Here is a 24250-nt window from a genome sequence, read left to right as displayed (position 1 = left end):
ATCCGTCCTTCCATGCGCCTGCCATTCGTCAGGGCCGCGTGGCTGGCCGCCGCATTGCTGCTGTCGGCCGGCTGCGCGACCCGCGCTCCGCACTCCGCCTCCATTCCCCCCCGGGAACCCGCCACCCTCCTGCTGATCTCGCTCGACGGCGTTCGCGCCGAATACCTCCAGCGCGGCATCACGCCCCATCTGACCCGGCTGGCCGAGGACGGCGTGCGCGCCGAGTGGATGAATCCCTCCTACCCCTCGCTGACCTTCCCCAACCATTACACCCTGGTCACCGGCCTGCGCCCGGATCATCACGGCATCATCAGCAACACGATGTTCGACGAGCACCTGGGCAACTTTTCGCTGAGCGACCGCGAAGCGGTGGGCGATGCACGCTGGTGGAGCGGTGAACCGATCTGGGTTGGCGCGGAGAAGGCCGGGCTGCGTACGGCGACCATGTTCTGGCCGGGTTCCGAAGCCGCCGTGCAGGGCGTCCGCCCCACCCAGTGGTTCCCGTTCGACAAGGCCTTCGCCATCGATGATCGCGTGCGCCAGGTGCAGGCCTGGCTGGATCTGCCGGCGACCGAGCGTCCGCGCCTGATCACGCTGTATTTCGAGCACGTGGACACCGCCGGCCATGACAACGGTCCGGCTTCGCGCAATGTCGAGGACACCCTGAAGGCGATCGATGCCGCCATCGGCCAGCTCGTCGACGGCATCGACGCCCGCGGCGAACGCAATCGCGTGAACCTCATCGTGGTCTCCGATCACGGCATGACCGCGACGTCGCCCGAGCGCGTGATGGTCATCGAGGATCGGGTGTCCCCGGATGACGCGGATGCCATCACCGTCGGCCAGGTGGTCGGTTTCAACCCCCGCCCCGGCCGTGAGGCCGCCGTCGAGCGGCAGTTGCTCGGCCGACGCGATCACGCCGAATGCTGGCGCAAGCAGGACATGCCCGCGCGCTGGCATTACGGCACCCATCCGCGCGTGCCCGCGATCGTCTGCCAGGCCGACGAAGGCTGGCTGCTGGTGAAACGCGAGGCGGTCGAACGGTGGCGCCGCAGCGGCTGGAAGGGCGGCGGCTCGCATGGCTACGACCCGGCGCTGCCCTCGATGCGCGCGATCTTCCTGGCGCGCGGTCCGGCGTTCCGGCACGGCCTTGTCGTGCCCGGCTTCGACAATGTCGACGTCTATCCGCTGCTGGCCCGCCTGCTGGGCGTCACGCCCGCGCCCAACGATGGCGATCCGCGGACCCTGCTGCCGATCCTGAGCGACGCCGAGGCTGCTTCAGCGTCCCGGCATTGATGTCCGAAAACGGTGAGTCGGGGGCCATGGGCGGTGCTAGCCTGCACGCATGTCCTCCGCCCCCCTCCCCGCCGGCCTGCCCGATCACCGCGTCTGCGAACAGGCGCGGCTGAGCCGTGACCCACGCTTCGACGGCCTATTCTTCACCGCCGTCACCAGCACCCGCATCTACTGCCGTCCGGTCTGTCCCGCGCCGGCGCCGAAGCCGGCCAACGTCACCTACTATCCGAACGCCGCCGCGGCGGAGGCCGACGGCTTCCGCCCCTGCCTGCGCTGCCGGCCGGAACTGTCGCCCAGCGACGGCGCCTGGCGGCGGGGCGATGAAACCGTCGCACGGGCACTGAAGCTGATCGACCAGGGCGCGCTGGCCGATCGCCCGCTGGCGGATCTGGCCGGTTCGCTGGGACTGGGCGAACGCCAGTTGCGGCGCCTGTTCAACGATCGGCTGGGTGCCAGCCCGGTCGGCGTGCACGGTACCCGTCGGTTGCTGTTCGCCAAGCAACTGCTCACCGAGACGCGCCTGCCAATCACCCAGGTCGCGCTGGCGGCGGGATTCGGCAGCCTGACCCGTTTCAACACCACCTTCCGCGAGGCCTACCGGATGGCGCCTCGCGATCTGCGCAAGCGCGAATCGACGGTGGAAGACGAAGGCGTCGCCCTGCGGCTTGGTTACCGGCCACCGTATGACTTCGAGGCCATGCTGGACTTCCTGCGCGGCCGCGCCCTGCCCGGCGTCGAGTACGTGGACGCGGACAGCTACGCGCGCGTCATCGGCGGCGCCGACGCGCCGGGCTGGCTGCGGGTCAGCCGCTGGAGCGCGAAGCCCGACGATCACGCGCTGCGGCTGGAACTGCATGGCGCCGCGCCGGCGCAGTTGCTCGCCATCGTCAACCGGATCCGCCGCATGTTCGACCTGGATGCGGATCCGCAGGCGATCGCGCGGGCGCTGGGCGCCGATTCGCGTCTGCGCCCGCTGCTGCGCAAGCGCCCCGGCCTGCGCCTGCCCAGCGGCTGGGACGGCTTCGAGATCGCGGTGCGCGCGATCATCGGCCAGCAGGTCAGCGTGGCCGCCGCGCGCACGCTCACGGCGCGCCTGGCCCAGCGGCATGGCACCCCGTTGCCGGTCCCGTTCGGCACCGGACTCGCGCACCTGTTCCCCTCCGCCGAGGCATTGGTCGATGTCGATCTCACCGCGATCGGCCTGACCCGTGCCCGCGCCGCCACCATCAACACGATGGCGCGCGCACTGCTGGAAGACCGCGTGGATTTTCGCGGCGAACGCACGCTGGACGATTTCACCGCGCGCTGGGTCGCCCTGCCGGGCATCGGTCCGTGGACGGCCAACTACATGGCCATGCGCGCGCTCGGCCATCCCGACGCATTTCCCGCCGACGATCTGGTATTGCAGAAAGCCGTGCCCACCGACGGCAGCCGGATGACCGCGAAAGCCCTCACCGCCCGCGCCGAGGCGTGGCGCCCCTGGCGCGCCTACGCGGTGATCCAACTGTGGCGCGACAGCATGCCCGCTCCCAAACCCTTGCCCGCTTCACCATTGCCCGTGTCCACGCCATGAACACTCCCTTGCACTACCGCCACATCGACAGCCCGGTCGGCCCGCTGCTGCTGGTGGCCGACGACGCCGCGCTGCGCGTGATCGAATTCGACAATCCGCGCCATCCGTACAAGCGTTCACCGGACTGGCAACCGGGCGACAACCCGGTGATGCGCGAAACCGCGCGCCAGCTGGGCGAGTACTTCCGCGGCGAGCGCCAGCAGTTCGATTTGCCGCTCGCGCCGCAGGGAACCGACTTCCAGCGCATCGTCTGGCACACGCTCGCCGACATTCCCTACGGACAGACCATCAGCTACGCGGAACTGGCGCGGCGCGTGGACAAGCCGACCGCCACCCGCGCGGTCGGCGCGGCGAACGGGCGCAATCCGCTGCCCATCGTGCTGCCCTGCCATCGCGTGATTGGCGCGGACGGCAGTCTGACCGGATTCGGCGGCGGCCTGCCGACCAAGCAGTACCTGCTGACCCTGGAGGGCGCGCTGCCGGCGGGCGATCTGTTCGATTGAATACCGTGGCGTTCTAGAATGACCGCATGAGCGCTTCCTCCACGCATCCCTCCGACGGCGTCCTGCTGGACGCAAACCTGATCACATTGACTGGCGATGCCGGCTATGGCGTCATCGAGCAGGGCGTGCTGGCCTGGCGCGACGGCCTGCTCGATTTCGTCGGTTCCCGCGCGGATTGGGAGCGTCTCGGCAACGATGGCGATCGCCCGGCGCTGCGTGCCGAAGGCCAATGGGTGAGCCCGGGCCTGGTCGACTGCCATACCCACACCGTTTTCGCCGGGGATCGCGCCGGCGAGTTCGAACAGCGCCTGCAAGGCGTCAGTTACGAAGAAATCGCTCGCGCCGGCGGCGGCATCGTGTCCACCGTGCGCGCCACCCGCGCCGCCAGCGAGGACGAACTGCTGGCGCAGTCGCTGCCCCGCGCGCGCGCGCTGCTCGCCGATGGCGTGACCACCCTGGAAATCAAGTCCGGCTACGGCCTGGATCTGGCCAACGAGCGCAAGATGCTGCGGGTCGCGCGCCGGATCGGCGAGCAGCTCGGCATCACCGTGCGCACCACCTTCCTTGGCGCGCACGCGTTGCCGCCGGAATACAGCGGACGCGCCGACGCGTACATCGACGCGGTATGCGAATGGCTGCCGCAGCTGCATGCCGAAGGGCTGGTCGATGCGGTGGACGCCTTCTGCGAGCGCATCGCCTTCGATGCCGCGCAGACCCGCCGGGTGTTCGAGGCCGCGCGCGCACTCGGCCTGCCGGTCAAGCTGCATGCGGATCAGTTGAGCGACGGTCATGGCGCCGCGCTGGTCGCCGAGTTCGACGGCCTGTCGGCGGACCACGTCGAGTACACCTCCGAGGACAGCGTGCGCGCGATGGCGGGGCACGGCACGGTCGCGGTGCTGCTGCCGGGTGCCTTCCACGTGCTGCGCGAAACCAGGCTGCCGCCGCTGGAGGCGTTCCGCGCCCACGGCGTGCCGATGGCGGTGGCGACCGACTGCAATCCCGGCACCGCGCCCCTGCAGTCGCTGCGACTGGCGATGTCGCTGGCCTGCACGCACTTCCGGCTGACTCCGGAAGAAGCACTGCGCGGCGCCACCACGCAAGGCGCACGCGCGCTTGGCCTGGCGGATCGCGGTGCGCTCGCGGTCGGGCGGCGCGCGGATTTCGTGCTCTGGAACATCGCCCAGCCCGCGCAGTTGAGCTACTGGCTGGGCGGCGAGCTGGTGGCGGGCGTGTATGCCGGTGGCCGGCGGGTGCGCTGACGATTCGCCGCTCCCTTCGCTCCCGCTGGCGACGAACCTTCGCCAGTGGCGCGGCTCCCACACTTTCCTCCCCCCGAGAACACCGACATGCCGCAGTCGTCCACCCTGGTCGCCTTCGCCCTCATCTGCCTGGGCATGGTGCTGACACCGGGTCCGAACATGATCTACCTAGTGTCCCGGTCGATTTCCCAGGGACGCATGGCCGGCCTTGTTTCGCTGGGCGGCGTCGCCCTGGGTTTCGTGTTCTATGTGCTTTGCGCGGCCTTTGGCATCACCGCGTTGATGATGGCGGTTCCCTACGCCTACGACGCATTGCGGCTCGCCGGCGCGCTGTACCTGCTCTACCTCGCCTGGCAGGCCATCCGGCCCGGCGGACGCTCACCGTTCCAGGTACGCGACCTGCCCCAGGATGGCCCCCGCAAGCTGTTCGCGATGGGTTTCGCCACCACGCTGCTCAATCCGAAAGTCGCGGTGATGTACCTGTCGCTGCTGCCGCAGTTCATCGACCCCGCGCACGGCAGCGTGCTGTCCCAGTCGCTGCTGCTCGGGTTCACCCAGATCTCGGTGAGCGTCAGCGTCAATGCGTTGATTGTCGCCATGGCCGGTTCGATCGCCCTGTTCATCGGGCAACGCCCACTGTGGCAGGTCGCGCAACGCTGGCTGATGGGCACCGTGCTGGCCGGCCTGGCGACGCGCATGCTGGTCGAGGGCCGGCGCTGACAGGGCGGGAGCACGCAGGCCACGCGGTATCGGCGCAAAGAAAAACCCCGGCGCGAGCCGGGGTTTTCTTTTTCCCGTCGCCGGATCCGCGGATCCGGTACGAAAGGCTCAGGCCTTGGCGACGGCCTTCTTGGCCACGGCCTTCTTGGCCGGCGCCTTCACCACGGTCTTCTTGGTGGTCGCCGTCGCGGCGACACCGGCCTTGGCCACGGTGCTCTTGCGCGCGTTGCCGTAGCTGGACACGTAGCGCTTGCCCTTGGCGGTTTTGCGGTCACCCTTGCCCATCGTTGTTCTCCTGATTCATTGAATTGCCGCGCTGGCGAAACGACCCGGGCGGGGTCGTGCGCGAGGCCGCAAAGCCTATCACAGCGGGGCCTGAAAGCCTTGACCCGCGTGTCTCAGTGCGCGCAGCTGGCGTCGTGGATGTGCCAGTGGTTCAGGCGCAGGTTGACCACGTGGGCCAGCCCGACCAGGGTGCCGCCCAGGGTCATGACGACGGCGTGGACGATTGCCGATTCGTGCAGCGGTGGGTAGAGCACCCCCGCCCAGAGGGTGACAAGACCCACGATCAGGAGCCCCAGCGCCCGGAATGCGCGATGGCGACGATAGCCCCAGAGCAGGCTGAACAGGCCGAGCACGGTCACGAAGACCACGAATGCACGTTCGAAATCGTCGCCCAGCCAGGCGGACAGGCCCAGCGACGGAATCGCCGCGAGCAGGAACGGGGTCAGCGCGCAGTGGACGGCGCAAATCAGGGAACCGGTGGCACCAAAGCGATCCAGCAGGCGGCGGAAACGTTCGTTCATGGCGGCAAGTATGACTTCCGGGAGGGGTACCTTTTCGGTATTGGTATATTATAACATTCGTCAAGTCCCCCTCCATTCATTCGGACCGCCTCCCCACATGAAGCCATTCCGCTCCCTCCCCCGCCGCCATCTGCTCGCCCGTGCCCTGGCTGTCGCCGTCCTCGTTCCGGCCGGCGCCACGGCGATCGCCGCCGACGCCGACACGACCCGCACTCCCCGGGACCTGGACGCCGTGGTGGTGACCGCCTCGCCGCTGAAGGGCAGCGCGGAATCGCTGGCCAAGCCGGTGGAAGTGCTGGTCGGCGAGGAACTGGACCGCAGCAAGGCCGCCACCCTGGGCGACACCGTCTCCAAGCTGCCCGGCGTGCAGACCACCTTCTTCGGCACCGGCGTCGGCCGCCCGATCATCCGCGGCCAGGAAGGCCCGCGCGTGCAGGTGCTGTCAGGCGGCATCGGCTCGATGGATGCTTCCACCGTCAGCGCCGACCACGCAGTCAGCATCGAGCCGTTCCTGGCCGATCAGATCGAAGTGCTGAAAGGCCCCGCCACCCTGCTGTTCGGCAGCGGCGCGATCGGCGGCGCGGTCAACGTGGTCGACGGCCGCCTGCCCGACACCCTTCCGGAAGATCCTTTCAGCGGCCGGGTGGAAGTACGCGGCAACACCGTCAACGACGAGCGCAGCGGCATGTTCCGGCTCGACGGGGTCAACGGCAACTGGGTCCTGCATGTGGACGGCCTGGTACGCAACACCGACGACTACGACATTCCCGGCTACGCGGTGCTCGAACACCATGACGAAGGCGAAGAGGATCACGCGCACGAGGAAGAGCAGCCCAAGGGCACGCTGCCGAACAGTTCGGTGCGCACCCGCGCCGGCGCGGTCGGCGCGACCTGGCTGGGCGAAAAGGCGTACTTCGGCCTGGCCGCCAGCACCTACCGCAACAACTACGGCATTCCCGCCGGCGCGCACGTGCATGACGACGGCCACGGCCACGGCCACGAGCACGAAGGCGAGGAAGAGGAAGCGCACGAGGAAGAAGGTCCGGTCCGCATCGACATGGTGCAGAACCGCATCGACGTGAAGGCCGGCGTCTACGATCCGTTTTCGTTCCTGCAGGCGATCAACCTGCGCGGCGCCTACAACGATTACGAGCACGTCGAACTGGAAGGGGGCATGCCGGCCACCCGTTTCACCAACCGCGGCCGCGAATTGCGCCTGGAAGCGGTGCAGAAGGAGTTCCACGGCTGGCGTGGCGCGTTCGGCCTGCAGTACGGTCGCAGCGATTTCGGCGCGATCGGCGAGGAAGCCTTCGTCCCGGATACCCTCACCGATACCCTCGGCGTGTTCGTGGTGCAGGAAAAGGACTTCGGCCCCTGGAAACTCGAACTCGGTGGCCGCCATGAGCAGGTCAAGCTGGATCCCCAAGGCCATGCGAACCGCGATTTCGACGTGACCAGCCTGTCGGGCGCGGCGATCTGGCGCATCAATCCGGTCTTCGATCTGCGCTTCGGCCTGGACAGCTCTGAGCGCGCACCCACCAACGAGGAACTGTTCGCCGGCGGCACGCACATCGCCACGCAGTCGATCGAAGTCGGCGACGCCAACCTGGACAAGGAGCGTGGCCGCCGCGCGGAAATCGGCCTGCACGCGCATACCGATCGCATTGACTTCAAGCTGGCGGTCTACCAGACCAACTTCAAGGACTTCATCTACCTGGCCGACACCGGTGTCGAGGAAGGGCTGCCGGTGCGGCTGTGGACGCAGCAGGATGCGAAGTTCAAGGGCGTGGAAGCCGAAGCACGGATCAAGCTGGTTGATTCCGAGCAGGCCGGTGCCTGGGATCTGCGCCTGTTCGGCGACCGCGTGCGTGCGGAGCTGGACGGCACGGGCACGCGTCGCGTGCAGCTCGCCGTGCCGCACGACGACCACTTCCATCGCTACACGATCGACCTCGCCCAGGGCGGCAATCTTCCGCGCATCGCCCCGGCCCGCCTCGGTGCCGACCTGAACTGGTCGCTGGGCGGCTGGCGCGCATCGGTGGGGGCGGTTCGCTACGCCAAGCAGGACGACGTCGCGCAGAACGAGGAGCCCAGCCCCGGCTACACCCTGGTCGATGCGCACCTGGCGTATCGCTGGGATCGGCCGGAAACCAGCTGGGAACTGTTCCTGGACGGCAGCAACCTGACCGACAAGGAAGCCCGCCCGCATACCTCGTTGCTGCGTGATTTCTCGCCGCTGCCGGGCCGCGGCGTGGCGTTCGGCATCCGCGCCTACTTCTGACGGGCCTCTCTCCGCCTGTGCGAAGCACGGCCACCCGCAAGGGTGGCCGTTTTGCTTATGGGGGCCACAGAACGGGCCCGCCTGTAGCGCCGGGCTTGCCCGGCGGCGTCAACCTTCCTCGCGAGCGGATCGTCCCAGCGGAGCAAGCTCCGCTCTACGGCGGTGGGTTCCTCCTGTAGCGCCGAGCTTGCTCGGCGGCGTCAACTCTCCCGCGAACGGATCGTTCCAGCGGAGCAAGCTCCGCTCTACTACGGTGGATTTCTCCTGTAGCGCCGAGCTTGCTCGGCGGCTTCAACCTTCCCGCGAGCGGATCGTTCCAGCGGAGCAAGCTCCGCTCTACGGCGGTGGATTCCTCCTGTAGCGCCGGGCTTGCCCGGCGGCGTCAACCTTTTCGCGAACGGATGTTCAGCGGAGCAAGCTCCGCTCTACGACGGTGGATTCCTCCTGTAGCGCCGGGCTTGCCCGGCGGCTTCAACGTTCCCACGAGCGGATCGTTCCAGCGGAGCAAGCTCCGCTCTACGGCGGTGGATTCCTCCTGTAGCGCCGAGCTTGCCCGGCGGCTTCAGCCTCCCCACGAGCGGATCCTTCAGCGGAGCAAGCTCCGCTCTACGGCTAGGAGTTGTTGATTTATGTGTATATGCACATATAATCCAGCTCCCGCCCCGGGTCCGCGTCCATGTCCTCCTTCCGCAGCCCCTGCACCTGCTTCCATCTGCGCCGGGCGACCCGTCGGGTCACCCAGATCTACGACCGCGAACTGGCGGCGGTGGATCTGAGCCTCAATCAGTACAGCATCCTGCGCCGCGCCGGCGAATCGCCGCGCACGCTCGGCAGCTTGGCCGACGAACTCGGCATGGATCGCACCACCCTCACCCGCAACCTCAAACCACTGCTGGCCGTCGGCCTGCTGGCCGAGACGCGCGGCGAGGATGCGCGCCAACGCCTGCTGCAACTGAGCGATGCCGGCCGCCAGCGGCTGGAGGCGGCACGCCCACACTGGCAGCGCGCACAAGGGATCATCGACGAGGCGTTCGGTGCCGACGCGGTCGCCCGCCTGCATGCCGATCTCGACAAATTGACCGAACGCCTGCATGACCAGGAGGCCGCAGAATGACCGCCAGCTCCCGCATGCCCTGGGCGTTGCTGCTCGCCGCCGCCGCCACGCTCATGATCACGATGGGCGCGCGCCAGACCACCGGCCTGTTCGTCGCGCCGATCCACGAGAGCACCGGTGTCGGCATCGCCGCGATCAGCTTCGCGATGGCGATCGGCCAGTTCACCTGGGGCGCGGTGCAGCCGGTGTTTGGCGCGTTCGCCGACAAGCGCGGCTCGACCGGTGTACTGGTGCTGGGCGCGGTGCTGCTGGCGATCGGCCTGGCGATGACGCCGTGGATGAAGTCGCAATGGGGCCTGATGTTCACCCTCGGCCTGCTCACCGCCGCGGGCGCGGGCGCGGGCAGTTTCTCCATCCTGATCGGCGCCACCGCGCAGCAGATGGCGCCGGAACAGCGTTCCTTCGCCGCCGGTTTCATCAACGCCGGCGGTTCGATGGGCCAGTTCGTGTTCGCGCCGCTGGTGCAGATGATGATCAGCGTCGCCGGCTGGGCCACCGCGATGTACGGCCTGGCGTTGGCCTCCCTGGCGGCGATTCCGCTGGCCTGGCCGCTGCGTCGGCGAGCGGTGCCGGCGCCTGCCGCGGGTTCCGACGGTGCGCCGCCCACCGTGGAAATCACCCTGCGCGAACAGTTGCGTATCGCCCTGCGTGATCGCAGTTACTGGATGCTGCATCTGGGCTTCTTCACCTGCGGCGTGCATATCGCCTTCCTGGTCACCCATCTGCCCGGCGAGATCGCCCTGTGCGGTCTGCCGGCCAGTGTGTCCGCCGCGTCCATCGCGCTGATCGGCCTGTTCAATGTCGCCGGCAGCCTCGCGGCGGGTGCGCTGGGCCAGCGCTTCCGGATGAAGTGGATCCTGGCGGTGATGTACGCCAGCCGCGCGGTGATGATCGCGATCTACCTGCTGTCGCCGCCGACGCCGCTCACCTTCTACGTGTTCGCCGCGGCGCTGGGTTTCACCTGGCTGGCGACCGTGCCGCCGACCGCCGGCCTGGTCGGCAAGCTGTTCGGTCCGCGCTACCTGGGCACGCTGTTCGGCCTGACCCTGCTGTCGCACCAGTTGGGCGGGTTCTTCGGCGCCTGGCTCGGCGGCGTGGTGATGGAGCGCTTCGGCAACTATTCGCTGATGTGGTACGCCGACATGGCGCTGGCGCTGCTGGCCGCCGCAGCCAACCTGCCGATCCGCGAGAACGCACCGAGGCTCAAGCTGGCGACGGCCTGATCATCCGGATGATGCCTGCATGTTCCATGTGGGAGCGACGTAAGTCGCGATGAGCGGATACGCGAAAGGCATCGCGACTCACGTCGCTCCCACAACACAATTGCGTTCCAACTCAATCCGCGCTGGCGGCTTCGGCGCAGCGGGCGCACAGGCCGTGCACTTCCAGGGTCTGCGCCTGTGGCTGGAAGCCCAGCGCCTTGGCGCGCCGCTCCAGTTGATCCACCACTTCGCGATCCTCCAGCTCCACCGCGCTATGGCAGCGATCGCAGATCAGGAATGGCACCGAATGCTGGGCGCTGTTGGGATGATGGCAGGCGACGAAGGCGTTGACCGATTCCAGCTTGTGCACGAAACCGTTCGCCATCAGGAAGTCCAGCGCGCGGTATACCGTCGGCGGCGCGTCCGCGCCCACGCCCTTGGTGGCGCGCACCCAGTCGAGCAGTTCATAGGCCTTCACCGGCTTGCCGGCGTCGGCGATCAGTTCCAGCACGCGGGCACGGATCGGTGTCAGCCGCAGACCGCGCTCTTGGCACGCGTGTTCGACGGCGCGCACGAAACCGCGCGCGTCGCTGACATGGTGCTTCGGATCCGTACAACTATGCGTCTTGGGCATGGGGTCCCTCGTTTCAGGCAGCTCCGCCTGTCTTGATAAGCGCTGCATCGATGCGTTTCAAGGCCTGCTCGCGACCCGCCAGGTAGACGGTCTGGGAAATGTCCGGGCTGACCTGGGTACCGGTGATCGCCACCCGCATCGGCTGGGCAACCTTGCCCATGCCGGTTTCCAGCGCGGCGGCGGTGTCGTGCAGGGCGGCGGACACCGACTCGACGGTCCATTCCGTAGCCTGCGCCAGCAGCTCCCGCGCCTTGGCCAGCGGCGCGTGCGCGGCGGCGGTGAGGTGCTTGGCGACCGCGGCCTCGTCGTAGCTCTCCAGCGGCAGGTACCAGACGGCGGCGCGCTCGGCCATTTCCTTCAGCGTCTGCACGCGATCGCGCATCGCCACCACCACTTCGGCTGGACGCGGACCCTGCCCGACATCTAGGCCCAGCTTGCGCAGCTGGTATTCCAGGTGCGGTGCGATGGCATCCGGCTCGTTCGACTTCAGGTAATGCTGGTTGACCCAGCCCAGCTTGGCCATGTCCAGGCGCGCGGCCTTGGAATTGACGTCCTCCACCGAGAACAGGTCGATCAGCTCCTGGCGGCTGAATATTTCCTGGTCGCCGTGCGACCAGCCAAGCCGCGCCAGGTAGTTGATCAGCGCGTGCGGCAGGTAGCCGGCGTCCTTGTATTGCATCACGTCGGCCGCGCCGGTGCGCTTGGACAGCTTGGCGCCCTGTTCGTCCAGGATCATCGGCATGTGCGCGAACTTCGGCACCGGCACGCCCAGCGCCTCGTAGATGTTGATCTGGCGCGGGGTGTTGTTGATGTGGTCGTCGCCACGGATCACGTCGGTGATGCGCATGTCCCAGTCATCGACGACCACCGCGAAGTTGTAGGTGGGAAAGCCGTCCGGACGGAAGATCACCATGTCGTCGAGTTCGCTGTTGCTGATCTCGATGCGGCCCTTGATGCGATCGTCGAACACCACGCTGCCTTCGGTGGGATTCTTGAACCGGATCACCCGGTTGGGATCCTCGCGGCAAGGCAGGTTCAGGTCGCGGGCGCGGCCGTCATAGCGCGGCTTCTGCTGGGCGGCCATCGCCGCCTCGCGCATGGCGTCGAGTTCCTCCTTGCTCTCGTAGGCGTAGTACGCCTTGCCGTCGGCGACAAGCTGCTCGGCGACCTGGCGGTACCGATCGACGCGCTGGGTCTGGTAGATCGGGCCTTCGTCGTAGTCCAGCCCCAGCCAGTCCATCGCTTCCAGGATCGCATCGATGGCGGCCTGGGTGCTGCGCTCGCGATCGGTGTCCTCGATGCGCAGGATGAAATCGCCGCCGCGATGCCGCGCCTCCAGCCAGCAGTACAGCGCGGTGCGGGCACCGCCGATATGCAGGTAGCCGGTGGGGCTGGGGGCGAAACGGGTACGGCAGGTCATGGACGGACTCGGCAAACTGAATGGGGCGATTTTACCTTGAAGGCGGGGATTGGGGATTCGGGATTGGGGATTCGGAAAAGCTCGACCGCATGAAAACTTCGGTTTCCCTCCGCGAATGGCTATCCCTCCAATCCCCAATCCCGAATCCCCAATCCCGGCTGCCTTATCATCCCCCCATGACCACGCTCTTCATCTCCGATCTGCACCTGGATGCCGAACGCCCGGCCATCACCGAACTGTTCGGTGCCTTCATGCATCGCGAAGGGCGCCAGGCCGAGGCGGTGTACATCCTGGGCGACCTGTTCGAAGCCTGGGTCGGCGACGACGACCCGTCCGAAACCGGCGCCTACGTGGCCGACCGCATCCGCGAAGTGGTCGATCTCGGCGTGCCGGTGTACTTCATCCGCGGCAACCGCGATTTCCTGGTCGGGGACGCTTTCGCCCGGCGCGCCGGCATGCGCATCCTGCCGGATCCGGCGGTGGTGACCCTGTACGGCCGCCCGACCCTGTTGATGCACGGCGACCTGCTGTGCACCGACGACGTCCCCTACCAGCAGTTCCGCGCGCAGACCCGCGATCCGGCCTGGCAACGACAGTTCCTCGGCCAACCGCTGGCCGCGCGCCTGGCGTTCGCCGCGCAGGCGCGCGCCGCCAGCCAGGCACGCCAGCAGGGCATGATCCAGGACGACCGTGCGCAGTTCGAAACCGTCACCGACGTGACCCCGGCCACCGTGGAAGCCACCCTGCGCCGGTTTGGCGTGGATACGTTGATCCACGGTCATACCCACCGTCCCGCCATCCACGACCTCGGCATCGATGGCCGCGCCTGCCGGCGCATCGTGCTGGGCGACTGGTACGAACAGGGCTCGGTGCTGCGGGTGGACGCGAACGATTGGATCCTCGAATCCCTGCCCTTCACCCCGTAGAACGGAGCTTGCTCCGCTGACGCCATCCGCGCGCCGAAACGCCCCGCCGCCGAGCAAGCTCGGCGCTACATGTAGAGCGGAGCTTGCTCCGCTGATGCCATCCGTGCACCGAAACACCCCACCGCCGAGCAAGCTCGGCGCTACACGTAGAGCGGAGCTTGCTCCGCTGGCACCGTCCGCGCACCACAACGCCCCGCCGCCGAGCAAGCTCGGCGCTACACGTAGAGCGGAGCTTGCTCCGCTGGCTCCTTCCAAACACCGCAACGCCCCCACCGCTGAGCAAGCTCGGCGCTACACGTAGAGCGGAGCTTGCTCCGCTGGCACCGTCCACACACCGCAACGCCCCCGCCGCCGAGCAAGCTCGGCGCTACACGTAGAGCGGAGCTTGTTCCGCTAACGCTGCGCTTCCGCCTGCAGGGCGAGCAGTTCGTCCTCGTCGAAGCCTGCCAGCAGGCGCGCCTGCAGGTTGAACGGACCATGCAGGTAGCCGCCCGCGTACTCCTTCAACAACTCGCGGAATCGCTCGCGCGGCTCGATGCCGGCGTGTTCGCAGTACCAGCGGTACCAACGCGATCCGGCGGCGACATGCGCGACTTCCTCGCGCAGGATGATTTCCAGGATGTCGGCGGTGGCATCGTCGCCCAGTTCACGCAGCTTGACGATCATTCCCGGCGTGACATCGAGCCCGCGCGCCTCCAGCACGCGTGGCACCAGCGCCATCCGCGCCAAGCCGTCGTGCGCGGTCTTCTCGGTCATTTCCCACAGGCCGTTGTGGGCGTCGAAGTCGCCGTAGTCATGGCCGTACCCGCGCAGGCGATCCCGCAGCAGCATGAAATGACGTGATTCGTCGCAGGCCACGCCCACCCAGTCGGCGTAGAAATCCGCCGGCAAGCCACGGAACCGATACACCGCATCCCACGCCAGATCGATGGCGTTGAGTTCGATGTGCGCGATGGCATGGATGAAGGCCGCCCTGCCCTGCGGATTGCCCAGGCCGCGACGCGGCAGATCGCGCGGATGCACCAGCGCCGGTCGCGGCGGTCGCCCCGGCATGCGGATCGGTTCGGGTGCCGGTGCTTCCGTCGGAACCGCCAGTTCGCCGCGCTGGAAGGCGTCGGCGAACCGCTGGGTCAACGCCACTTTGTCATCGACGATCGCCGCATCCAGGCAGATGCGCGCTGCGTCGAACAGATTGCCCGGCAAAGCACTCATGACAAGTCTGGATGCTTCAGGTAATTCGTTCCCGGCTTTTTGCCGTTCCCGAATCCCGAATGCCCAATCCCCGCCCTCAAGACACCCGGCGCTTGCGCTTGGCTTCGTCCGAACGCGCCTGCTGGATGCGCTCGAAGTAGCCGGACTCGATGCCGGTGACGTACTCGCCGTCGAAGCAGGACGAATCGAACCTGGTCAGTTGCGGATTGCCTTCGCGCACCGCCGCTTCCAGGTCTTCCAGGTCCTGGTAGACCAGCCAGTCGCAGCCGAGCAGCTTCTCGATTTCCTCGACGCTGCGATCGTGCGCGACCAGTTCGTCCACCGCCGGCATGTCGATGCCGTAGATGTTGGGATGGCGCACGGGCGGCGCCGCCGACGCGAGATAGACCTTGCGCGCGCCCGCGTCGCGGGCCATCTGCACGATCTGCTGCGAGGTGGTGCCGCGCACGATCGAATCGTCGACCAGCAGCACCACCCGGTTGCGGAATTCCAGGTGGATCGGATTGAGCTTGCGGCGCACCGATTTCACCCGCTCGCTCTGGCCCGGCATGATGAAGGTGCGGCCCACGTAGCGGTTTTTGATGAACCCCTCGCGGTACTTCACGCCCAGCACGTTGGAAATCTCCAGCGCGGCGTCGCGCGAGGTATCCGGAATCGGGATGATGGTGTCGATGTCGTGGTCAGGACGCAGGCGCAGGATCTTCTCGCCCAGCTTCACGCCCATGCGCATGCGCGCCTTGTGCACCGACACGTTGTCGATCATCGAGTCCGGGCGGGCGAAGTAGACGTATTCGAAGATGCACGGCGCGTGTTGTTTCGGCTCGGCGCAGATCTCGGAGAACAGCTCGCCGCGCGCGGTGATCACCAGCGCCTCGCCCGGGAGCACGTCGCGCACCCGCTGGAAGCCCAGGATGTCCAGCGCCGCCGACTCGGAGGCGACGATGTACTCGAAGCCCTCGTTGTGCTCGCGCTTGCCCAGCACCAGCGGACGGATCCCGTTGGGATCGCGGAACGCCACCAGGCCCAGGCCCAGCACCACGCTGACCACGGCGTAGCCGCCGCGCACCCGGCGATGCACGCCGGCGACCGCGCGGATCGCCGTTTCCGGCGACAGCGTGCGCTGCAGGTCCAGTTCGTGGGCGAACACGTTCAGCAGCACTTCGCTGTCGGATTCGGTGTTGATGTTGCGGCGATCCTGGGCGAACACTTCCTGGCGCAGCGCCTCGGTGTTGATCAGGTTGCCGTTGTGCGCCAGGGCGATGCCGTAGGGTGAATTGACGTAGAAGGGCTGCGCCTCGTCCATGCCCTCGGAACCGGCGGTGGGGTAGCGGCAGTGGGCGATGCCCACGCGGCCTTCCAGCACGCTCATGGCCTTGGCGTTGAACACGTCGCGGACCAGGCCGTTGTCCTTGTGCACGCGCAGGCGGGTGCCGTCGGCGGTGGCGATGCCGGCGGCGTCCTGCCCTCGGTGTTGAAGGACGGTCAGCCCGTCATAGAGCTGGCCGGCAACATTCTGGTTGCCGACGATGCCGACGATACCGCACATGGATGACGCTCTCCGGTTCGATCAGTTCGAAGCTGGCGGGGAATCTGGAGCTTGCTGCGCGCCGGCTTCGTCCAGCGGCGGGGGCAAGGCGGGAAGGACGCCATTATCGCCTGCCGGGGCGCCGAAGCCAAAATCCAGTTCCGATACGGTCCATTCCGGCAGCCAGCGGCTCAGCCATTGCGCGCCCGGCAGCAGCACGGGTACCAGCCGCGACTGCGCCCAGGACGGCTCGCGCGGCAGGTCGGTGAAACCGGCCAGCAGGATCAGGATGCAGGCCACCAGCGCGCCGCGCGCCAGGCCCAGCGCCAGCCCCAGCAAGCGGTCCAGCGCCGACAGGCCAATCGCCTTGACCAGCAGCCGGACCAGCCAGCCGACCAGGCCAACCACGATCATCACCACGATGAAGCTGAGCGCATAGCCGCCGAACAGTTCGGTCGCGCCCGGCGTGCCGCCCTCGGCGAGGATGCCGGCGACCTGCGCGCCGTAGTGGAATGCCACCCACCCAGCCAGCAGCCAGGCCAGCAACGACGCCAGTGCGCCGATGAAACCGCGCAGCAGGCCGAACAGGGCCGACGCGCCGATGACGGCGGCCAGCACGAGGTCGATCATCGGCATCCGTCAGGCATCAGGGATGCGGACGGACCATGCCGCTGATGCCGAATTTGGCCGCCACCTGCGCCTTCAGCTGATCGGCGTCGGCGCGGCTGGCCACCGGGCCCACCCGCACGCGGCTGAGGGTGCCCTTGTCGGTGCGGACCTGCTCGACGAAGGCGCTGAAGCCGCCGGCGCGCACCTTGTCGCGCAGCGCGGTGGCTTCCTCGGGCTTGGAAAATGCACCCAACTGCACGGCGAAGCCGACGTTGCTGGCGGCCGGCTTGGGCGACTCCGGCTTGGCCGCCGGCGCGGTCGGGGGCTTGGCCGGGGCGGCGGCGGCCGTCGTGGCCGGCGCCGGAACGGGCTTGGCCGGCGCGGGTCTGGCCGGTTCCGGCGGCAGCGCCTGGGTGGTCACCGCGGGCGCCGGGGCGGCGGCCTGGGCCACCGAGGGCGTGGTCGTCGCGGCGGCCGGAGCCGAGGCGGTCTCCGCGCCGGCATCGAGCACCACCACCTGGGCCTTCACGTCGCTGCGGATCTTCACCGCTTCCAGCCGCCGGGATTCGGCGATGGCGCGATCCGGATAGGGTCCGATGCGAACGCGGTAGGCGCTGCGGCCATTGATGGTGGCGGCCTCGCGGTAACCGGGCAACCCGCCCTGCTTGAGCCGGGCGATGACCGCATCGGCGTCGGCGGCAGTCGCGTAGGCACCGAAACTGACCGCGTAGTTGCCGCCGGCGGTCGCCGCCGGCATCAATCCGCGATCGGCCGGCGCGGCGGCATCGGGCGAGGTCGCCGGAGTCGCCGCGGGCAGGCCGACCGCGCCGTTGGCGGGGGCGCCGTCCGGCGTGACCAGCGGCAGTTCGCGGGTTTCATACTGTCCTTCGGGCGCATCGGGCACTTTCAGCGGCACATCCGAAACGCCGCTGTCGGGGGCCGGTCCCTTGACCAGCATCGGCAGGAAGATGACCGCCAGCGCGACCAGGACAATCGCGCCGATCAGACGCTGTTTCAGAGCAGTATCCATCAGAACCCACGCTACGCCGCGGCGAGAATGCCGCAGGGATTATACGGTGCCGATTCCGGGCTTCCCGTCATTCGGATGAACGCAGGGCGAGCAGCGCTTCGGCGGCGGTGTGGAAGGAACCGAAGACCAGGATCCGCGAGCCGTTGATCGCCCCGTCCCGCGCCGAGGCCAGCGCATCGGCCACGCTGGCGTGACGGCTTCCGTTCGCGGCGGCGGTCTCCCCCAGTCGCGCGGCGAGCGCGTCCACGTCCTGTCCGCGCGCGGTTCCAGGCTCCAGTCCTGCCAGATGCCAGCGCACGTCGAGTCCTTCGAATGCGGCCACCACGCCCGCCGCGTCCTTGTCGGCCAGCGCGGCATAGACCAACTGCGTCGGCGCGGTCGGCTGCGCGCGCAGCCATGCCGCCAGTTCGCGCGCGGCCTGCGGGTTGTGGCCGACGTCGACGACGATGTCGACGCCGTCGCGCACCAAGGCCTGCAAACGCCCCGGAAGACGCGCCGCGGCGATGCCTTCGGCGAACGCGGCTTCCGGCGGCGGAGTGCCGAGCGCGCGCAGCGCGGCGATCGCCGCGGCGGCGTTGTTGCGCTGGATCGGGGCGGCCAGGGATGGATTCGGCAGTTCCAGTTCCGCACCGACCTCGCGCCAGCGCCAGCGCTGCCCGTCAATCGGTTCCTGGAAGAAATCGCTGCCCAGCCGCAATGCGTTGGCGCCAATGGCGTAGGCGTGGCGCAGCACGCTGGACGGCGAATCGATCTCGCCCAGCACCAGCGGTTTCCATGCGCGTGCGATGCCGGCCTTCTCCTGGCCGATGCTCTCGCGATCCGGTCCCAGCCAGTCGACGTGATCGATGTCCACCGTGGTGATCACTGCGACGTCGGCATCGATCAGGTTCACCGCGTCCAGGCGTCCGCCCAGGCCCACTTCCAGCACCGCCAGATCCAGCTGCGCCTGCTGGAACAGCCACAACGCCGCCAGCGTGCCGAATTCGAAATAGGTCAACGGCACCTCGCCACGCGCGGCTTCCACCGCGGCGAACGCGGCGATCAGTTGCGCGTCGCCGGCCTCGTCGCCATCGATGCGCACGCGCTCGTTGTAGCGCAGCAGGTGCGGCGAGGTGTACGCGCCCACCCGCCAGCCGGCGGCGCGGGCGATGGATTCGATGAAAGCGACCGTCGAGCCCTTGCCGTTGGTCCCGCCCACCGTGATCACCTGCGCGGCCGGCCGGGCCAGTCCCAGCGCGTCGGCCACCGCGCGCACGCGCTCCAGGCCCATCTCGATTGATTTCGGATGCTGGCGCTCGATGTAGGCGAGCCAGTCATCGAGGGTCTGCGGAAGAGAGGAAACCATGTTCAATCCTGTGAGTAGACGTGCTGGATGCTGAAACCCAGCGCGGAGCGGCGGCCGGCCAATACGACCTCGACCTGCTGATTCGGATGACGATCGTAGAACGCTTCGCGGATGCACAGATAGGAGGGAAACGCGCCTTCCATCGGGCCGCCGTACAGCCGATGGTCGCAGGAACGGCGGCTGCGGCTGTAGCGGGTTTCCATCGCGTGGATTTCGCGGACTTCGTTGCCGAAGACGCGGGTGAACGCCCACGGCAGGGTCTTGATGGCGATCAGCCAGGAAACTAAGCCCAGCATCAACGGGATGGCCAGCAGCAGGAACAGGAACCGGAGCAGGCCCCGATCCACGAATTGGCCCATGCGTCCCTTGCGGCTGGCATGGGCGAACAGCAGCGCGGTCTCGATCACGCCGACGATCAGGAAGATCACCGCCACGTGGATACCCCGCAATGCCGGCGCCGGTGCGAAGTCGACGAACATGCCGACGAACACGAGGATCAGCACCGCTATTGCCGCCGACGTGCTGATCCATTGTTCGCGGGTCGGCTGTTCGGTGCCGAACGCGCCCTGCTTCCAGCCCATGCCGGACGCCCTGCGAGCGGGTTACAGCGCGCGGTGTTTGGCTTCGCCGAAGAACGGCGTGTGGTGGGCGCAATCATTCAGGCGCACCACTTCGAGCCGCTCCACGTCCGGGCCTTCCAGCAGGTTCAGGGTGGTCGGCGCCTGGCGGAAGGTCCACAGCTTGGCGATCGGCAGGCCGAGCACGCGACACAGGATGACCCGGTTCACCGCGTCATGCGCGACCACCAGCAGGGTGTCGCCATCACCCAGGCCTTCTGCCGCGCGCGCCAGTCCACGCCACGAGCGGTCCAGCACCTGCCGCAACGATTCGCCGCCCGGCATCAGCACCGTGTCGGGTTCCTCGCGCCACGCCTGCAGGCGCGCCGGATCCTTCTCGTGGATTTCGCTGGCCAGCAGGCCTTCCCACTCGCCGTGGGCGATTTCCTGCAGATCCTCGTCGGTGGTCAGCATATCGGCACGCGTCGCACCCAGCGCGTAGCGGGCCGTGGTGGCCGCGCGGGTCAGCGGCGAAGCCACCGCGCGGGAGATCGGAAGATCCTGCAACCGTTGGCCCAGCGCCTGCGCCTGCGATTCACCAATGGGTGAAAGGGGAATGTCGATCTGGCCCTGGTAGCGGCCTTCGGCGTTCCACGGCGTTTCGCCGTGGCGGGCAAGCAGGATGCGCATGCGTGGGGGATTCCGGCTGGGGGAGCGCCATTTCCAACCCCGGAAACGGCAACGGGAGCGGATCATACCGCTCCCGTCGCCCGGTTCCGCCCTTTTTTCGAAGGTCAGACCATTTGGTTACCGCTTATTTCGCCGCGGGAACGTTCATTTCCTTCAGCAGCTGCGGCGCCGGGTAGACCTCCTGCATGATCCAGCGCAGGTAACGGCCGTCCACCGCGATCATGCGGGTCATCTTGGGATCGAACACCCAGTTGGAGCTGACCGATTCCCAGTTGCCGTCGAAGGCCAGGCCGACCAGCTTGCCGTTCGCGTCCAGCACCGGCGAACCGGAGTTGCCGCCGGTGATGTCCAGATCCGACAGGTAGTTCACCGGCACCGAGCCGATGCGCTTGTCTTCCAGGCCGCCGTAGCGCTTGGCCTTGACCGCATCCAGCAGCGCCTTCGGCGAGTCGAACGGATCCTGCCCGGTCTCCTTGGCCACCACGCCTTCCAGGGTGGTGAACGGGGTGTAGGCCACGCCGTCCTTGGGCTCGTAACCCATCACGTTGCCGAAGGTGATGCGCAGCGACAGGTTGGCGTCCGGATAGACGAACTCGCCCTGGCTCTTCTTGTAATCGGCCAGCGCCTGCAGGAACACCGGGCGCGCGACCAGCGCCTCGCCCATCCGGGTCTTGCGCTCCTGTTCGAGCTTCAGCAGGGTCGGCATCACCGCCACCGCGTACTGGATGGCCGGATCGTTGCTGGCCTCGAACGCCTTGCGATCGGCCTTCAGCCATTTCAGGCGTTCCTCGGTGTTGCCCAGCTGGGTGCCGGCCAGCTTGTCGAGCGCGCGGTTGACCGCGTCGGCGTCATTGCCGCCCAGCCAGGCGTCGACCGCGGCCACGTGCTGGGCGGCCGGAAGCTTGACGTACTCGTTGAGCCAGTACTGCTGGATCTGGCGATCCATCGCCGGCACGTAACGGCGCTCCATCTGCTTCATCGCGCCTTCGATGCCCGGCAGATCGCGTTCCTGGTAACCGGATTCGCGCTCGGCGTTGGGCTTTTCGTTCTCGATCGCCAGGCGGTACAGCGTGCTCGCCACGCCGATCACGCCACTGTTGCCGAACTGGCCGACCACCAGATCGCGATCACGGGTGCTCTTGGCCTGCTCGGCCAGCGCCACCAGCCTGGCGTGCGCGTCCAGGGCCGCCTTGCCCTGGCCACCCTGGCCCTTGAGCCAGTTCAGCACCGCGGTCTCCTCGGCATGCTTCTGGCCGGCGGCGTCGATGCGCTTGAAGCCTTCCAGCTGGCCCTCGAAATTCTTGCTGGTGTTGTTCCAGCCGGCCATGCTGCTGGCGTACTTCACCGCGATGTCCGGGTTGGTCTTGCCGGCCGCCTTCACCATTTCGATCAGCGCCTTGTAATGGCGCGCGACGGTCGGGTAGGTCCAACTGGCGGTGTTGTCGAATTCGGTGGCCAGCGCATAGCGGTTGGTGGAACCCGGATAGCCGGCCACCATCACGAAGTCACCGGCGCCCAGCGGCTGGTCGGCGAACTTCAGCCAATGCTTGGGCTGGTACGGCACGTTGTCCTTGGAGAACGCGGCCGGCTTGCCATCCTTGCCGACGTAGGCGCGGTAGAACGAGAAATCGCCGGTGTGGCGCGGCCACATCCAGTTGTCGATGTCGCCGCCGAACTTGCCGATGCTGCCCGGGGGCGCGTACGCCAGGCGCACGTCCTTGATTTCCAGGTTCTTGAACAGCCGGTACGTGTTGCCGCCGGAGAAGCTGTACAGGCGGCAGCGGAAGCCGCCTTCAGCCTCGCAGTCGGCGACCAGCTTCTTGTCGAACGCTTCCAAGGCCTGGGTACGCGCCAGCGGATCGTTGCCGGCGGCGGCGATCGCGGCCTTGGCCTCGGCGGTCACGTCCTTGATGTCGTCCAGCACGTAGACGCGGGCGTTCGGACCGGCGCTGACCTCGTCGGCCAGGGTCGGGGCGTTGAAGCCGTCCTTGATCAGGTTCTTCTCGGCGGTCGAGTTGAGCTGGATGGCACCGTATGCGCAGTGGTGGTTGGTCACCACCAGGCCCTGCGGGGAGACGAAGCTGGCGGTGCAGCCGCCCAGCGCGACGACGGCGCCCATCGGGTCGCCGGTCAGGTTGGACAACTGCTCCGGCGACAGTTTCAGGCCGGCCTTCTTCAGCGGGCCGGCAATCTCCGGAAGTTGCTGCGGCACCCACATGCCCTCTCCGGCATGGGCGAGGCCGGCCGGCGCGAGGCAGGCCACGGCGAGTGAGGCAGCAAGCAGGTTAAGGCGCATGGGTACATCCCCTCGGAAAAATGAGCGTTAGATTGTAACGGTCGGGGCCGTCGGGCCGACCATGACTTTCGGCCTAGGTCCGTGGGCGCCCCGCGCGCGCCCCGGCACCCGACGGAACGAAAGCCCGCACGGGCGGCGCCTTACCATACGGTTCCGGCCGCCCGCGTATAATCCGCGCCCTCACCGTCCCGGTCCGGAACACATTCCATGACGCAAATGATGAAGGCGCTGGTCAAGCGCGAAGCGGCCAAGGGCATCTGGCTGGAAGAGGTGCCGGTGCCGCAGCCCGGTCCGAACGAAGTGCTGATCAAGCTGGAGAAGACCGCCATCTGCGGTACCGACCTGCACATCTTCCTGTGGGACGAATGGAGCCAGCGCACCATCCGCCCGGGCCTGGTGATCGGCCACGAGTTCGTCGGTCGCATCGCCCAGATCGGTCCCGGCGTCACCGGCTACACGGTCGGCCAGCGCGTCTCGGCCGAAGGCCACATCGTCTGCGGCCACTGCCGCAACTGCCGCGGCGGGCGCCCGCACCTGTGCCCGAACACCGTCGGCATCGGCGTCAACCGCGACGGCGCATTCGCCGAGTACATGGTGATGCCGGCCAGCAACCTGTGGCCGATTCCGGACCAGATCCCCAGCGAGCTGGCCGCGTTCTTCGATCCCTACGGCAACGCCGCGCACTGCGCGCTGGAATTCGACGTCATCGGCGAGGACGTGCTGATCACCGGCGCCGGTCCGATCGGCATCATTGCAGCGGGCATCTGCAAGCACATCGGCGCACGCAACGTGGTGGTCACCGACGTCAACGACTATCGCCTGAAACTGGCCGCCGACATGGGCGCCACCCGCGTGGTCAACGTCGCCAACACCTCGCTCAAGGAGGTGATGGCCGACCTGCACATGGAAGGCTTCGACGTGGGCCTGGAAATGAGCGGCAACCCGCGCGCGTTCAACGACATGCTCGACTGCATGTACCACGGCGGCAAGATCGCCCTGCTCGGCATCCTGCCCAAGGGCGCCGGCGTGGACTGGGATCGGATCATCTTCAAGGGCCTGACCGTGCAGGGCATCTACGGCCGCAAGATGTACGAGACCTGGTACAAGATGACCCAACTGGTGCTGTCCGGCTTCCCGCTGGGCAAGGTGTTGACCCATCAGTTGCCGATCGACGAGTTCCAGAAGGGTTTCGACCTGATGGAAGCGGGCAAGGCCGGCAAGGTCGTACTGAGCTGGACCTGAGTCCTGGTTC

General features: G+C 67.8%; 22 protein-coding genes. 10 read left to right on the top strand and 12 right to left on the bottom strand.

The genetic code is table 11. The features are described 5' to 3' along the window. Window positions 1-12: 12 nt before the first annotated feature. The 5 genes from IB228_RS16810 (at window position 13) to IB228_RS16790 (ending at window position 5351) form a co-directional block, all read left to right on the top strand. The gene (locus tag IB228_RS16810; RefSeq protein ID WP_192199275.1) at window positions 13-1296 is read left to right on the top strand and encodes an ectonucleotide pyrophosphatase/phosphodiesterase; all 1284 of its coding nucleotides are present in this window, start codon (window positions 13-15) and stop codon (window positions 1294-1296) included. Between the two features lie 49 nt (window positions 1297-1345). Beyond that, entirely contained in the window at window positions 1346-2869 is a 1524-nt protein-coding gene (locus IB228_RS16805; RefSeq protein ID WP_192199274.1) for a DNA-3-methyladenine glycosylase 2, read from the top strand. Then, a complete protein-coding gene (locus IB228_RS16800; RefSeq protein WP_183638512.1) occupies window positions 2866-3372 on the top strand; it encodes a methylated-DNA--[protein]-cysteine S-methyltransferase in 507 nt (168 codons plus the stop codon). Before IB228_RS16805 ends, IB228_RS16800 begins: the two co-directional genes overlap by 4 nt. Window positions 3373-3398: 26 nt before the next feature. Further along, complete coding sequence (hutI, locus tag IB228_RS16795) at window positions 3399-4631, top strand: imidazolonepropionase (protein ID WP_183638514.1); 1233 nt, start codon at window positions 3399-3401, stop codon at window positions 4629-4631. A gap of 87 nt (window positions 4632-4718) precedes the next feature. Continuing rightward, window positions 4719-5351, top strand: a complete 633-nt coding sequence (locus tag IB228_RS16790) for a LysE family translocator (protein ID WP_183638516.1) — start codon at window positions 4719-4721, stop codon at window positions 5349-5351. A gap of 108 nt (window positions 5352-5459) precedes the next feature. Here the strand turns inward: IB228_RS16790 and IB228_RS16785 are convergent, their stop codons facing one another. Further along, complete coding sequence (locus IB228_RS16785) at window positions 5460-5636, bottom strand: 30S ribosomal protein THX (protein ID WP_183638518.1); 177 nt, start codon at window positions 5634-5636, stop codon at window positions 5460-5462. Between the two features lie 113 nt (window positions 5637-5749). Continuing rightward, complete coding sequence (locus IB228_RS16780) at window positions 5750-6157, bottom strand: MerC domain-containing protein (RefSeq protein WP_192199273.1); 408 nt, start codon at window positions 6155-6157, stop codon at window positions 5750-5752. Between the two features lie 97 nt (window positions 6158-6254). Between IB228_RS16780 and IB228_RS16775 the strand changes: the two genes are divergently transcribed. The 3 genes from IB228_RS16775 to IB228_RS16765 all read left to right on the top strand — a co-directional run bounded on the left by IB228_RS16775 (window position 6255) and on the right by IB228_RS16765 (window position 10775). After that, a complete protein-coding gene (locus IB228_RS16775) occupies window positions 6255-8438 on the top strand; it encodes a TonB-dependent receptor (protein WP_192199272.1) in 2184 nt (727 codons plus the stop codon). A gap of 676 nt (window positions 8439-9114) precedes the next feature. Further along, window positions 9115-9552, top strand: a complete 438-nt coding sequence (locus IB228_RS16770; RefSeq protein WP_192199271.1) for a helix-turn-helix domain-containing protein — start codon at window positions 9115-9117, stop codon at window positions 9550-9552. Next, window positions 9549-10775 carry an MFS transporter gene (locus IB228_RS16765; protein ID WP_192199270.1) on the top strand — a complete coding sequence of 409 codons (1227 nt, stop codon included), beginning with the start codon at window positions 9549-9551 and terminating at the stop codon, window positions 10773-10775. The genes IB228_RS16770 and IB228_RS16765 overlap by 4 nt, the downstream gene beginning before the upstream one ends. A 112-nt stretch (window positions 10776-10887) precedes the next feature. Here IB228_RS16765 and IB228_RS16760 read toward each other — a convergent pair whose 3' ends face one another. Beyond that, window positions 10888-11388 carry a transcriptional repressor gene (locus IB228_RS16760; protein ID WP_192199269.1) on the bottom strand — a complete coding sequence of 167 codons (501 nt, stop codon included), beginning with the start codon at window positions 11386-11388 and terminating at the stop codon, window positions 10888-10890. Window positions 11389-11401: 13 nt separating this feature from the next. Continuing rightward, window positions 11402-12808: a glutamate--tRNA ligase gene (gene gltX / locus IB228_RS16755; protein ID WP_192199268.1), complete on the bottom strand. Its 1407-nt coding sequence runs from the start codon at window positions 12806-12808 to the stop codon at window positions 11402-11404. A 176-nt stretch (window positions 12809-12984) separates the two neighbouring features. On the opposite strand from gltX, the gene lpxH reads away from it, so the two are divergent. Continuing rightward, window positions 12985-13734: a UDP-2,3-diacylglucosamine diphosphatase gene (lpxH, locus tag IB228_RS16750; protein WP_183638535.1), complete on the top strand. Its 750-nt coding sequence runs from the start codon at window positions 12985-12987 to the stop codon at window positions 13732-13734. Between the two features lie 393 nt (window positions 13735-14127). Here lpxH and IB228_RS16745 read toward each other — a convergent pair whose 3' ends face one another. The 8 genes from IB228_RS16745 to IB228_RS16710 all read right to left on the bottom strand — a co-directional run bounded on the left by IB228_RS16745 (window position 14128) and on the right by IB228_RS16710 (window position 22998). Further along, entirely contained in the window at window positions 14128-14946 is an 819-nt protein-coding gene (locus IB228_RS16745; RefSeq protein ID WP_192199267.1) for a ferritin-like domain-containing protein, read from the bottom strand. A 76-nt stretch (window positions 14947-15022) separates the two neighbouring features. Further along, window positions 15023-16492 (bottom strand): amidophosphoribosyltransferase, encoded by a 1470-nt coding sequence (gene purF / locus IB228_RS16740; RefSeq protein WP_183638541.1) that lies wholly within the window; start codon window positions 16490-16492, stop codon window positions 15023-15025. A 21-nt stretch (window positions 16493-16513) separates the two neighbouring features. Further along, window positions 16514-17101 (bottom strand): CvpA family protein, encoded by a 588-nt coding sequence (locus tag IB228_RS16735; protein ID WP_225562510.1) that lies wholly within the window; start codon window positions 17099-17101, stop codon window positions 16514-16516. 16 nt (window positions 17102-17117) lie between these two features. Next, a complete protein-coding gene (locus IB228_RS16730) occupies window positions 17118-18110 on the bottom strand; it encodes an SPOR domain-containing protein (protein WP_192199265.1) in 993 nt (330 codons plus the stop codon). A 67-nt stretch (window positions 18111-18177) separates the two neighbouring features. Next, window positions 18178-19455 (bottom strand): bifunctional tetrahydrofolate synthase/dihydrofolate synthase, encoded by a 1278-nt coding sequence (gene folC, locus IB228_RS16725; RefSeq protein WP_192199264.1) that lies wholly within the window; start codon window positions 19453-19455, stop codon window positions 18178-18180. A gap of 2 nt (window positions 19456-19457) precedes the next feature. Beyond that, on the bottom strand, window positions 19458-20036 hold the full coding sequence (locus IB228_RS16720) for a hypothetical protein (protein ID WP_183638553.1): 579 nt from the start codon (window positions 20034-20036) through the stop codon (window positions 19458-19460). A gap of 21 nt (window positions 20037-20057) precedes the next feature. Next, window positions 20058-20702 carry a histidine phosphatase family protein gene (locus tag IB228_RS16715; RefSeq protein WP_183638557.1) on the bottom strand — a complete coding sequence of 215 codons (645 nt, stop codon included), beginning with the start codon at window positions 20700-20702 and terminating at the stop codon, window positions 20058-20060. A gap of 124 nt (window positions 20703-20826) precedes the next feature. Next, entirely contained in the window at window positions 20827-22998 is a 2172-nt protein-coding gene (locus IB228_RS16710; protein ID WP_192199263.1) for a S46 family peptidase, read from the bottom strand. Window positions 22999-23205: 207 nt separating this feature from the next. Between IB228_RS16710 and tdh the strand changes: the two genes are divergently transcribed. Next, window positions 23206-24240: an L-threonine 3-dehydrogenase gene (tdh, locus tag IB228_RS16705; protein ID WP_183638563.1), complete on the top strand. Its 1035-nt coding sequence runs from the start codon at window positions 23206-23208 to the stop codon at window positions 24238-24240. Window positions 24241-24250 lie beyond the last annotated feature (10 nt).

Origin of the sequence: Pseudoxanthomonas sp. PXM04 (genome assembly GCF_014851695.1) — a bacterium.
GTDB classification, from domain to species: Bacteria; Pseudomonadota; Gammaproteobacteria; order Xanthomonadales; family Xanthomonadaceae; genus Pseudoxanthomonas_A; species Pseudoxanthomonas_A beigongshangi.
The sequence above is the reverse complement of the archived record's forward strand: the minus strand, read 5'-3'. Positions and strand labels throughout refer to the sequence as shown.